Origin of the sequence: Bacillus kexueae (assembly GCF_022809095.1) — a bacterium.
GTDB classification, from domain to species: Bacteria; Bacillota; Bacilli; order Bacillales; family Aeribacillaceae; genus Bacillus_BZ; species Bacillus_BZ kexueae.
This window is the reverse complement of the sequence record NZ_JALAZE010000001.1, coordinates 760,943-773,775: the sequence shown is the minus strand read 5'-3', so window position 1 is coordinate 773,775 and position 12,833 is coordinate 760,943. Positions and strand designations below refer to the sequence as shown.

Here is a 12,833-nt window from a genome sequence, read left to right as displayed (position 1 = left end):
GATGGAAAATAGAAAAAAAGTTGTAATTATCGGAGGAGGAATCACTGGTCTATCGGCAGCATTTTATTTACAAAAGGAAGTGCTAGACCAAAAGCTTCCGATTGAAATTTCCCTTATTGAAGCAAAGCCTCAGCTTGGTGGGAAGATCGAAACCGTCCGTAAAGATGGATTCGTAATTGAAAGAGGGCCTGACTCGTTTTTAGAGCGGAAAAAAAGCGCAACCCAATTAGTAAAAGATTTAGAAATGGAAAAGGAATTAGTGAACAACGCAACCGGACAAGCGTACGTATTTGCCCGCGAGCAATTAAATCCGATTCCAGAAGGATCTGTCATGGGGATTCCAACAAACATTGGGCCGTTTATTACATCAGGACTTTTTTCTATTCCGGGAAAAATGCGAGCAGCTTACGATTTTATCTTGCCAAAACGCACGGTGGAGGGAGATCAATCTCTTGGACAATTTTTTAGAAGGCGTCTAGGAGATGAAGTCGTCGATAATTTAATTGAACCGCTATTATCGGGCATTTACGCTGGAAACATAGACGATATGAGCTTGTTATCTACTTTCCCTCAATTTTACGAAATGGAGCAAAAAAATCGAAGTTTAATTGTTGGATTGAAGAAAACAATGCCAAAGGCACAGCCTAAGCGGAAAAAAGGAATCTTTCAAACAGTAAAGACTGGTCTACAATCTGTTGTAGAAGAAATCGAAAAGCAATTAACGGCTGTAGATGTGAAAAAAGGGATAAAAGTTGAACGATTTGTCAAAACAGGTGAAGGATACACCCTTACTTTGAGTAATGGGGAGGAAATGGCAGCCGATAGTGTCATTGTATCTACGTCTCATCAAGTGTTGACGAACCTCGTTCAAGACAATCGCATCGATTTGTCTTATTTCGATTCAATGCCTGCTACATCTGTTGCAACGGTTGCGATGGCTTTTCCAGAAGAAGCGGTAAAGCTTACATCAAACGGTACCGGGTTTGTCATCTCACGAAACAGTGGTTTTACGATTACTGCTTGTACGTGGACACATCGAAAGTGGCCGCACACAGCGCCGAAAGGAAAAGCATTGCTTCGTGCTTACGTAGGAAAAGCTGGTGATGAGGCCATTGTTGAACAATCCGATGATATTATTTTGAAAACGGTCATGGATGATTTAAAACGAATCATGGATATCAGTGGAGAGCCAGACTTCTCCATCGTTTCTCGACTAAAGCATTCCATGCCACAATATCAAATCGGGCACAAAGAACAAGTTCAATTGATTAAACGTCAAATGAAAGAATCGATTCCTGGTATTTATTTAACAGGTGCATCTTTTGAAGGCATTGGAATACCAGATTGTATTGATCAAGGAAAGCAAGCTGTACAAGATGTCCTATCTTATTTGCAAGCAGAGAAACGAATTCTTACACACAATTAGTTTTGTTCACTATGCCTCCGAGAAACGATCTTGGAGGCTTTTTTATTTTAAGTTCAATAAAGTGTTAAAGTATTCCCTTTATAGTTTTTTGGTGTCTAGCTCCAAGCGCCATCAGCTCGGGTCGCTTCGCCTAAGGCCTTGCGCTTTTCGCTTTTCTTACGTTACGGCAGGCGACTCTACTGTTGTGAGATTTGCTTTTTTTCGTCTCAAGCGTTTTAATAAAAGGTATGCGAAGGATAAAAGGTAGGGAAGAGCTATGGAACAATGTGACCATTTAAAACTCGATCATCAGTTATGTTTTTTAATATATGCTAGTTCAAGAGAAATGACGAAACTGTATCGTCCGATATTGCAAGAATTAGACATTACGTATCCACAATATTTGGCACTACTTGTTTTGTGGGAAAAAGACGGTGTTTCGGTAAAAGAACTAGGGAAGAAGCTATATCTTGACTCTGGAACGTTAACGCCGATGCTAAAGCGGATGGAAGCTAATGAGCTAATAACTCGCTCGCGTTCAACAGAAGATGAAAGAACGGTGTTCATTTTTCTCACAGAGAAAGGAAAAGTGCTACGCGAAAAAGCTAAATGCATTCCTAATGCGATTATTGAAAAAGCAAAAGTTAAAGAAGAAGAACTGGCACTATTAATGCCATTATTGCGTTCATTTTTAACGAAATTAAATGAAGAATAAATATTTGAATGACCGGATACTTGATTAGTAAAGGTCAACAATAAATGTTATATGAGCCACTGGCTCATTTTTTTTTAAGCTCTTAAACACCAATTGCTTCTTTTTTTCTTAGAAAAAATATGAGGGCAGAAAGACTAGGTATCGGAATATGTCAAAACTTTCAGAAATACGACTGGTTTTATGTGAAAAAGTAAAAAAGGTTGACAAGAAATTTATATTATGTAAAATTTAATTGTGCACAATATAATTTTGTAAATAAAGGAGACGAAAAAATGCAACCATTATATACAGCGACAGTAACAGCGGCAGGTGGCCGTAACGGTTTTGTAAAATCTACAGATGGTGTTCTTGATTTAGAAGTAAAAATGCCAAAAGAATTAGGAGGAGCAGGCGGTAATGCAACGAACCCAGAACAACTTTTTGCCGCTGGGTATGCAGCATGCTTCGATAGTGCGTTAAATCTTGTCATTCGTCAAAAACGCGTAGAAGTGAAAGAAACATCTGTAACGGCTCATGTAACAATAGGAAAAGACGACACAGGCTTTGGATTATCCGCCCAATTAGATGTGAAAATTGACGGCGTATCAGAAGAGGTTGCAAATGAACTTGTGAACGCAGCTCATCAAGTATGTCCGTACTCAAAGGCTACACGTGGTAATATTGACGTAAAATTAAATGTTCTATCATAACGGCAACGTAGTAATGTTAGTGCTTATTCGCCCCTAGCCCTCAAAACTCTTTTGAGGGCTTTTTTATTGTTACAGAAAGTTTAAGTTCAATAAAGTGTTAAAGTATTCTCTTACAGTTTTTTTGGTGTCTAGTTCCATGCGCCATCAGCTAGGGTCGCTTCGGCCCTGCTGTGGCGACGGAAGCCTCCTTGCAGGTCCTCAAGCGCCCTTCGCCTAAGGGCTTGTGCTTTGCGCTTTTTCTGTGAAAATAAAAATTACCTATGAGCTGAATGATCGATCATGATAGGTAGATGGTAGAAAGAAAAAACCTCGGGGAGAATAAATTTTCATGTCCGGGGTGTGAGTGTAAAATCATTTATGTTTCTTATTTCGTTTTTAAATAAAAGCTGCCTCACGAGAAAATTGAACTTCTAATAGGTTGTTTGATAAAATTGACTCCTGAATGCCAATTTGATAGGATGAAATGGAACTAATTGACTGAATGTATCATATAGTCAACTTTAGCGAGGTGTGTTCGAATTGAATTTTGATCGACGAAAGGCAATTGTCGAAGCAGCGGAAAAATCGTTTGCTCATTTTGGGTATAAGGCGACGACGATGGACCAAGTGGCAAAGATGGCCAACGTAGGGAAAGGGACGATTTACACGTTTTTTAAAAATAAAGAGGAATTATTCGATGAAATTATCTCTTCTTTACTACATGAAATGAAGGTAGAAGCTGATCGGGTTTTTGACGAGTCTGCCCCTTTTTTTGAAAATGCGCACCGTGCATTATACAAAATTCTTGAATATCGAAAAAAACATCATTTGACGATTAAGATTTTTCAAGAAAGCCATGATTTAGGTACACCTGCGGTTCAAGCGGTTGTACACAAAATCGAACAAATGATTATTGAATATATTAAGGGAAAAATTGAAACCGCTATCGAAAAAGGAGAAATAACTCCTTGTGATCCTGAAATTACGGCCTTCATCATATTAAAATTATACTTTTCACTCGTCTTCGACTGGGAAAAACATCATACGCCGCTATCAAAGGAAGAGATTGCTAACCTTTTTGAACGGTATTTGCTAAAAGGATTATCGGCAAATTAATGCAAGTGTTAAGAAAGTCTTGAGAAGCTTTCTTAACACTTTTTTATTGTTACAGAAAGTTTACGTTCAATAAAGAGTTAAAGTATTCTCTTTACCGTTTTTTTGGTGTCTAGCTCCAAGCGCCATCAGCTCGGGTCGCTTCGCCTAAGCCCCCCACTTGGTTTTCAGAAATGAGCAGCGTGTTTTAGCACAATGAACGGAACATTCATTGTCACTGCGAATAATATATTCTTGTTCGAGAATGACGTTTGATGATGATTTGTAAATGACTCATTGAATTTGAGGTCTCGACAGACAATGTAGGTAAAATAGGATGAAAACAATCATTTTGCATCACTCTGAAATAGCCAGTCTAGAATTGTAGTCGCTTGTTTCTTCTATATTCAACCATTTTATGGTATGATATAAAGAATAAGACAATTAAATCACCGATTGTATGGGGATTGATAATCTTAAAATTATTCCATATAATCAACATAGTGAAAGCGGTTTCTGTAAGTTTAGGGGGATCAAGATGGCCACTATCGAAGATGTAGCAAAATTAGCCGGTTTGTCTCGAACAACGGTGTCGCGTGTAATTAACAATCATCCGTACGTATCGGAACAGAAGAAGCAGTTAGTGCTGGATGCGATGAATGAGTTAGGATATGTGCCGAATTCTTCTGCACGAAGCTTAAGAAGTCAGAAGACAGAGATGATTGCCGTCATTATTCCGCGCGTAATGAACCCGTTTTTCGGTCAATTAGTTGAATCGCTCGAGATTGCAGCGTCGGAATATCATTATCAATTAATCGTTTGTCAAACGTTGTATTCAGCTAAAAAAGAGCTAGACTATTTAAACTTGTTGAAAACAAAACAAGTCGATGGTGTGATTTTAACGACGTTATTAAACGATTGGAAACAGATTGAGCCGTTTCTCGAGTATGGTCCGATTGTTTTATGTAATGAATACGAAGAGCGGGCGAATATCCCGACTGTTCACATGGACCAACAATATGGAGGATATGTGGCGACAAAGCATTTAATTGATGCGGGGCATAAAAGAATTGCCTATTGTTGTGGAAATGTAAAGAGTAACGTGACGAAGGAACGTGAAAACGGATTTAAGCAAGCGCATGAAGAAAGTGGACTTACTGTAGATAACCGTCTCGTTTTCCGTAACGTCTTTACATTTGAAGATGGAAAGAAAGTATTAAATGAGATTTTACAATTAAATGAAATGCCGACCGCTATTTTTACAGGGTCAGATGAAGTTGCAGCAGGAGTAATTGCTGAAGCGAAGAAATTCGGTATTGACGTACCAAATGAGCTTTCTGTCGTCGGATTTGATAATCAGGATATAACAGAGCTCATCGATCCGATGATTACAACGGTTCATCAGCCAGTGAAAGAAATGGCACATAAGGCAATGCAAGTGATGATGGATAAAATTAAGTTCAAAAATTACTTAGAAAAAGAAACTTATCAACTTCCACTTTCCCTCATAATTCGTAACTCAACGATATAAAGACTTTTGATTATTGGAGAGCCCCTTTGAAGTAAGCCTCATAACGAAAAAGGATAAATATCAAATTGAACTTTGAATGGTATAAAGCGAGCAAATCTTATTTACAAAATAGGAATTAGTTTGATAATCCAGAACGAATTTCGATTGTTCTGGATTATTTTGTAATAACTGTCAAAATGAAAAAATATGATTATATTATTATTCAACTTGAAGCAATCGACAAAATGTGACAAAATATGAGATAAATAAACAATTCGAGAAGTTAAGCTTCTCAATAGGATGTGATCCAAAGATTGAAACATTATGAAGAACTAAGTCCAAAAGAAATGTTTCTTGAAAAAATGAAAAAGCCATTTGTGAATCATTTCTTGGAAATTCAAAAAAAACCTTTGCGTATGGAAGATGAGGAATGGGTTGAAGAAAGTTATCATTTATTAAAACAACTCCGAGATGGAGCAGCGCTGTTTAAAATAGATACGTTAGTTGAAGTGTCTTACTTTCTATTAAAGAAAATTCAAATCCAAGATATGCGTTATTTCATGGAACAGAAAGATCAAGCCATTTGGCTTGAAGGAATAAAACTGTTAATTCAATATTTATTTGAAGGTGAGAAAAACGCTAAATCAAGTAGCCAAGAAGACGTAGAAAATAAGAAATTATTGTATATTGTGGATGAAGACCACCTTTTTGTCGAATGGGTCCAGGATGGATTTCAAAATAGCTCTTTTCACATCGTGCCAATGTATTTTGACAATCTAATTGAAAACATGAATCAACAACTTCCTTCTCTACTTTTAATAAATGTATCAAATCAACAAGCAATCTCAATTCTTACCCAACCAGAAAATCAACATCTATTTCAACAAATACCTGTACTAGGTATGACTCAACATTTTGGTGAAGAAAGCATCGTCAAGATTTTGGAGTACGGAGTAGACGATCTACTTCAGAAGCCGTTTGCACTTTCAATCGTCCATCATAAAATGGATAAGCTTGTTCAAGAATATGAAGCAAAAAATCATCGAATCCTCCATCAAAAAGTATTAATGCTTGAGAACCTAGCAAAAGAATGGGATAGGTTTCGTCGTTTTCAATCGTATTTCTCCCTGTTGTTGTTAAAAATCGATAAATTACAAGACAATAAATCTTTAATGAACACAATCTATGAATATGCGGTGTCTTCGATTCGAACGTATGATGAAGTCTGTATATGGTCTGACGATACGTTAATGTTTTTGCTTCCTGCGACGAAGCAGGAGGAGGCCGAATTTGTAGGGAACCGTATAAATAAAGTATTGGAGTCTAACGGATTGCAACAACTGAAAGCCGTTATGGTTGTGGCTGAAAGTGACCCTCGCGACCAAAATGTACACGAAATGATTGAACATGTAGAGAAAAAGGCTCAATTCAGTGTTCCAAGTGACGGGATTGTAATGGTTCGTTCGAAACAAGTAGATTCCAGTTCTGTACAAGAAGGACGGATTAAGGTTCTCGTCGTCGACCATGATCCAGTAACGGGGAGCATTTTGCACAACTCTTTAAATTCTAATCAATGGGATATTGAATTATGCCTAGACGGACGAGAAGCGATGACAAAAGTGTTGCAATTTCAACCGCATATCATCATTAGTGAAACAACCGTTCATCATCTTGATGCTTTCATGTTTTGTTCGCAAGTCAGAAACTTGCCGTCTTTGTCCCAAACGGTGTTTATTTTTCTCTCTAGCCAGTATTTACCTCACCATATCGCAAGAGGTTTTAAAGCTGGAGCAGACGACTTTTTAGCTAAGCCTTTTTCCATGAAGGAATTGGAAACAAGACTTGATAAATTTGGAAGGCAAGCGAAGGCAAGGCAACTGGAGGCATAACAATGATTGTTTCATATCTAATGATTTTCTTAACAATAATCGTTGCATTGATTATCTTTTCTCTATTAGTCTTTTTGTTAATTCGGAAGTATTTCTTTAATTACTTTGCTAAAAAGCGAAACAACTATTATGAGAAGACTTTACCGATTGTTATCCGCTATGTGACCGGGAAAGACGAACGGTTAGGTAGAGGGCTGAATACAACGTCTAAATGGCAGCGAGAGGTCATTACAGAAATTTTATATAAAGTTTCGAGGAAGATAACGAGTGAAGAAGAAATTAATCGTGTCCGTTTTGTAAGTCAATCAATTGGGTACACAGACGAACTAAAGCAAAGTCTCATACAACGGAAAAAGTTGATTGAAGTTTCAGAAGCGACGAAAAAAGCGGGGGTCTTAAGACTAAAAGACCTAGCTCCTCTCATCGAAAAAAATTTATACGAGGATGATGTGGACCTTTGGTTATCTTCTGCTCGGGCACTGGCGAATATGGGAGAAAGCTCTCCCATTATTCGTTTTCTAGCAAATAGTGAGCGCGACATATCACCGAAAGTCGTCATTCGAATTGGAGATATGCTTCTTCGTTCAAATACAGTTGATGAAAACGAAATGATGGACCATTTTGATTCTGCTTCGCTTATCGTCCAACGAGTGTTTATTGAAACATTTGGAAGGAAGAAAATGTTTCGTACTCTCCCCATAATAGAAAGTTGTCTAGAACATGAAGATTTAGAGTTGCAAGTGAAAGCGTTAAAGGCTATTGGGGAGATGGGATTAACGACTAAACAAGATGAAATCATGGAATTTTTATTCCATCCTGAATGGGTCGTTAAAGTAGCGGCTATAAACGCTATTCACTCTTGTAAAGTGATGAAAGCTGTTGATATTTTGACAGAATTGCTTGCAGATGAAAATTGGTGGGTGCGTCTCCGCGCTGCTGAAGCATTAAAAGGATTTGGAATCATTGGAAAAGAAAAACTCCTATGGACGCAACAGTTTCACGGTGATTTATTTGCCCGTGAAATGGCCGAAAAAGTGTTGCAAAGCTACAGTAGTTAGGAGGTTGATAGCTTGGATTTGTTTTTTCTTATGTTTTATTTATTTAATATTTTCATCTTTTTGTATGTCATACTCGTCGATGCATTTTATTTACTCTTTTTTCACTTGTCCTTAAAGCAAATGAGCGTTTATATGAAACGGCTCCCCATTCACGATGAGGAAGAAATGGCTTCATCAGCTTTAACACCCCCTGTCTCCGTTATTGTCCCGGCATACAACGAAGAAAAAGTCATTGTTGAAAATATTCAATCCTTGTTTCATTTAAACTATCCAGAATATGAAATTATCGTTGTCAATGATGGGAGTACCGATGATACGTTACAAGTACTCATTGAACATTTCGATTTGTTTCCCGTTCGAGAAGTTATTCGTCAACAGATTCCAACCGAAACAGTAATCAATGTATACCGTTCCATTCACCATCCTCATTTAATTGTTGTGGATAAAGAAAATGGTGGAAAATCAGATGCATTAAATGCAGGTATTAACATCTCAAACTATCCGTACTTTTGTGGTATAGATGCAGACTCGATTTTGGAGCCAGAATCGTTAATTAAAACGATGTGGCCGATCATTGAGGGAGCAGAGAACGTGATTGCATGTGGGGGAATCGTTCGTATTGCCAATGGATGTAAAATCGAAAATGGACACGTTGTGGAAGTAAGGCTGCCGAAAAATAAGCTGGCGCTGTTTCAAGTTGTAGAGTATTTGCGTTCATTCTTAATGGGAAGACTCGGTCTTAGCGCAATGAATAGTTTATTGATTATCTCAGGTGCCTTTGGAGTGTTTCGGAAACGAGAGGTTATTGAAGTAGGGGGATACAGCACGAACAATATAGGAGAAGATATGGAGCTTGTCGTTCGTCTGCAAAAGTATTTATTTGATGAAAAGGTAGATGCGAAAATCTTGTTTCTCCCTCAGCCCATTTGTTGGACAGAAGCGCCGAATAATTTAAAAGTACTTTACCAACAGCGTACGAGATGGCATATCGGTCTTTTACAAACGTTGCTAAAACATAAAAAACTGATGTTTAATCCGAAATATAAATCGATGGGGCTTATCGTTATGCCTTATTTCTTACTAGTCGAGTTATTAGGCCCGACCATAGAATTGGTAGGAACGATTTTTATCATAGCAGGGCTTTATTTTGACATCGTCAATATACCGTTTGCGATTATGTTCTTTTTATTAACATTAGTTTTCGGTGTCTTTTTGTCCATTTGTGCGGTTTTCTTAGAAGAATACAATTTCCGCCGTTATCCGAGAATTCGCGACCTGCTAACGTTAAGTTTATTCAGTGTAATTGAAAACTTTGGATACCGTCAGCTGAATGCGATTTGGCGAACAATTGCGTTTTTCCGTTATTTAACCAACAAGGTTTCTTGGGGGAATATGACAAGAACCGGTATTTCAAAAGAAAACAAAAAGACGATGAATATGTAGAAAGAGTGTGAAACGGTATGAAAAATCGATTTAAAACATGGATGATTTATTTATTATTAGCATTCATTCTTTGTCTACCTCTTTTCGTTTGGTTTTGGAAGCCGTCCACTCCTTTGAATCTCGTCGTCATTGATAAAACGGTTCCATTAGATGATTTTCGCGAGCATCTTGGGCTTTTCTGGGTGTTACACCATACAAAAGTTGTTGATGATGAAGATAAGAAGCTGTATGAAAAAGAAGTGGATTATTATGGGTATCATCCTGAACGATCTGAAGGGGATGACGTTTTGGAAGTCGAAGAGAGTCCGGATTTAATTTATGTCGCTGACACGTATGGCGTTTATGAAGCGGACTTCGATGGTAACTTTACGGGGGAGCGGTCGGAAAAGATTTATGGAGGGCTCACCTTTTTCGAATGGAACCGAATTTTGGCCTCGAAGTCAGAACATACAACATTAATTGTAGAATTCAATACGATTCAATCTCCGACAGAAGAAAATGTTCGCTCAATCGTAGAGCGTAACTTATCTATACAATGGACTGGATGGATCGGTCGTTATTTTCCAGATTTAGATGACATTGAGGTACCCATTTGGTTGAAGACAAACTATGAGAAACAGACAAACAACGAATGGACATTTAAAGGACCTGGGCTGACCTTTGTTAATGAGAATGATTACGTCGTTGTGCTGGAAGAGGAGGACATAACGGGCTCGGTTAAATTTTATTGGACCGAACTAGGGAAAAGTCACTACAACGAAGAACGTGAAAGTGAATATTCCTATTGGTTTGATATTATCGAGCCTGGTCCAGAAATGGAAGCGGAAGGCATGTATTCACTCATGTTAACTGATACAGGCGAAGAGATATTAAACGAGCATGAGATACCGACAACGTTTCCTGCTATTTTAAAGCACAAAGAGGAGTCTATTTATTACTTTGCCGGTGATTTTGCTGATATTAAACAAGATCATTGGGCGAAATGGGTGCTTCCTTCGCCAATTTATTCTTTGATGGCGATATTAAATAAAGATGAGCAGTTTTTTTGGGAAGTTTATATACCGCTTATGAAGGTGATATTGCATGAGGCCAATTCACAAAAAACGAGCTCACAATCGGTAGGGGCATGATTTGATGGGGAAAATAAAGAATAGATTGATTACATTTATCGTATGGTTTATCTTTTTAGGATCTTTTGGTTTTGCTGGTGGCGGTTTATTTCTTTTGTTTGCGGTCGTTCCTTTTGAAGAAATGTTAGTACAGCGTGGCTATACACAAACGCAAATTGATGATGTATTAAAATATGTCGTATTCGGCTGGATTGCATTCGGTTTTATTGTTTCATTTCTCTTTTACCTATTCGTTTGGAAGCGCAAGAAGAAATGGGCGTTAGGGATTACAGCTGTAACAGTACTGGCTGCGGTAAGTGTATTGTTGATGTTTATAAGGACGGATTCAGCGTTAATAGCTATGAGTAGGGGAGATTTCCAACAAACAGGAGAACGGTTCACTTTCGGCCCTTATCCTGAAGAAGAATTATTGATTCAATTAAAAGAAGAAGGGTATGTGGGGGTCATCACTTTATTAAGTCCAACGCTCCCTTTTGAAAATCAACTTTTACAGCAGGAAATAGAGCGAGGGGAGAAAGTCGGGATGCCTATTCACTCCTTCCCGATGCTTCCGTGGGTTGGCGACAATACTGAATCCATTAATGGAATCAAAAGTCTTGTTTCATCCGAAGAAGGGAAGTTTTACATCCACTGTTATTTAGGTAAACATCGTGTGGATATGGTGAAGCAAGTAATTATGAGTGTTACAGATGCGGAGCTTGAACAACGAACGACAATTTTTCCTTCTGACTTCCAGCGTGGTCCAGTGTATTTATTTAATGATGCTAAGGTGATTGTAGGCCCTTATCCTACACGGGAAGAATGGGGCATTTTAATCAGAAACCGAGTGAAGGAAATTGTTTCATTTATTGACCCAGACTCAAGCAGAGGCAAGGAACTAAAAGAGATTGCAGAATCAAGTGACCTCGTTTTAACAACGGTGTCCGATCAATCTTTAGAACAAGTTGCTTCCTATGTACAAGAGTTAGACGAAAAGGTATATGTGACGGATTTTCGAACAGATTCTACCCTGTTAGACTTAGAGACAATCCTTCGTCGATCACACGAGCCGATTAATCGCTCCCTGTTCTCTTCTGAGGAAGCGAAGTTTATCGGAAGTTGGGGCGTTATTTCCTCAAGCCTGTTCGATCAAGACACATTAAGGGAGGCGGGAATTAAAACTGTCATCACGGTAACTTCCCAAGCAATTTCTTCGCTCGAAGCGTTAAAAGAAGAAGGGGTTCAGGTGCTGTCTTTTTCTAACGAAACGCTAGATACATCCGCAAGTCAATATGAGTTTTTGCAATCAATAGGGGAAGAATTGGGTCCTGTTTACCTCTATGTAGAGGGGAACGAAGAGCTTGTAACATCTCTTCACCGAATGATGCAAGGGCTGTATTATGGGATCGATGAAGAAGAAGGGCAATTTCCTTCAACTGTCTCAGTTGTAGAATACGATCTATTAACAGGTGCACCACTGGACGAAAAACAATGGGAGGATTTCGTCTTATTCAATGGAGTCAAGGAAGTCATCTTCTTATATGCACCAAGTATTCATTCTGAAGATCTCGTTGCACAACAAGAAGAACTGGCGTCACGCTATCAAGTATCCTTTACAATGATTCCAATGTTTGAAGATTACCGAGAGCAACTTTACGAAAAGTTACAAGGGTTGAAGGGAACGAAATACATCATAGCTCCGGAAGAAGTGAAAGAGGAACTGATGGATGTGCTAACGGATTACTAAAAGCTGTATGGTAAGAAAAAGGTGAAGAAAAGCAGGGGCTTCAGCGGGATGAAGCCCCTACTAACGTGGAGGCGACTGCCGTAGCGTCGTTCGAAAGACGCTAGGGGCCGAATGGAAAGGTGTGAAAGTACGTAAAACACCATTTACAAAAGACATCTCTTGAGATTGTCTTGTTTCAAATAGATTGAAAAAATCAA

10 protein-coding genes are annotated in these 12,833 nt (G+C 38.4%); all 10 read left to right on the top strand.

What is annotated here, in order from left to right; all coding sequences use genetic code 11:
- The first annotated feature begins 1 nt into the window (after window position 1).
- Window positions 2–1,426, top strand: coding sequence for a protoporphyrinogen oxidase (gene hemY / locus ML543_RS03880; RefSeq protein ID WP_243385819.1), 1,425 nt, complete (start codon window positions 2–4; stop codon window positions 1,424–1,426).
- A 256-nt stretch (window positions 1,427–1,682) separates the two neighbouring features.
- The gene (locus ML543_RS03875) at window positions 1,683–2,120 is read left to right on the top strand and encodes a MarR family winged helix-turn-helix transcriptional regulator (protein ID WP_243385818.1); all 438 of its coding nucleotides are present in this window, start codon (window positions 1,683–1,685) and stop codon (window positions 2,118–2,120) included.
- A 272-nt stretch (window positions 2,121–2,392) separates the two neighbouring features.
- Window positions 2,393–2,809 carry an organic hydroperoxide resistance protein gene (locus ML543_RS03870; protein WP_243385817.1) on the top strand — a complete coding sequence of 139 codons (417 nt, stop codon included), beginning with the start codon at window positions 2,393–2,395 and terminating at the stop codon, window positions 2,807–2,809.
- A gap of 519 nt (window positions 2,810–3,328) precedes the next feature.
- Window positions 3,329–3,904: a TetR/AcrR family transcriptional regulator gene (locus ML543_RS03865; protein ID WP_243385816.1), complete on the top strand. Its 576-nt coding sequence runs from the start codon at window positions 3,329–3,331 to the stop codon at window positions 3,902–3,904.
- A gap of 514 nt (window positions 3,905–4,418) precedes the next feature.
- Entirely contained in the window at window positions 4,419–5,411 is a 993-nt protein-coding gene (locus ML543_RS03860; protein WP_243385815.1) for a LacI family DNA-binding transcriptional regulator, read from the top strand.
- A 293-nt stretch (window positions 5,412–5,704) separates the two neighbouring features.
- Complete coding sequence (locus ML543_RS03855; RefSeq protein WP_243385814.1) at window positions 5,705–7,279, top strand: response regulator; 1,575 nt, start codon at window positions 5,705–5,707, stop codon at window positions 7,277–7,279.
- A gap of 2 nt (window positions 7,280–7,281) precedes the next feature.
- Window positions 7,282–8,337, top strand: a complete 1,056-nt coding sequence (locus tag ML543_RS03850) for a HEAT repeat domain-containing protein (protein WP_243385813.1) — start codon at window positions 7,282–7,284, stop codon at window positions 8,335–8,337.
- A 12-nt stretch (window positions 8,338–8,349) separates the two neighbouring features.
- Window positions 8,350–9,780, top strand: coding sequence for a glycosyltransferase family 2 protein (locus tag ML543_RS03845; protein WP_243385812.1), 1,431 nt, complete (start codon window positions 8,350–8,352; stop codon window positions 9,778–9,780).
- Window positions 9,781–9,797: 17 nt separating this feature from the next.
- Window positions 9,798–10,910: a hypothetical protein gene (locus tag ML543_RS03840; RefSeq protein ID WP_243385811.1), complete on the top strand. Its 1,113-nt coding sequence runs from the start codon at window positions 9,798–9,800 to the stop codon at window positions 10,908–10,910.
- A gap of 4 nt (window positions 10,911–10,914) precedes the next feature.
- Window positions 10,915–12,636, top strand: coding sequence for a hypothetical protein (locus ML543_RS03835; RefSeq protein WP_243385810.1), 1,722 nt, complete (start codon window positions 10,915–10,917; stop codon window positions 12,634–12,636).
- Window positions 12,637–12,833: the final 197 nt, after the last annotated feature.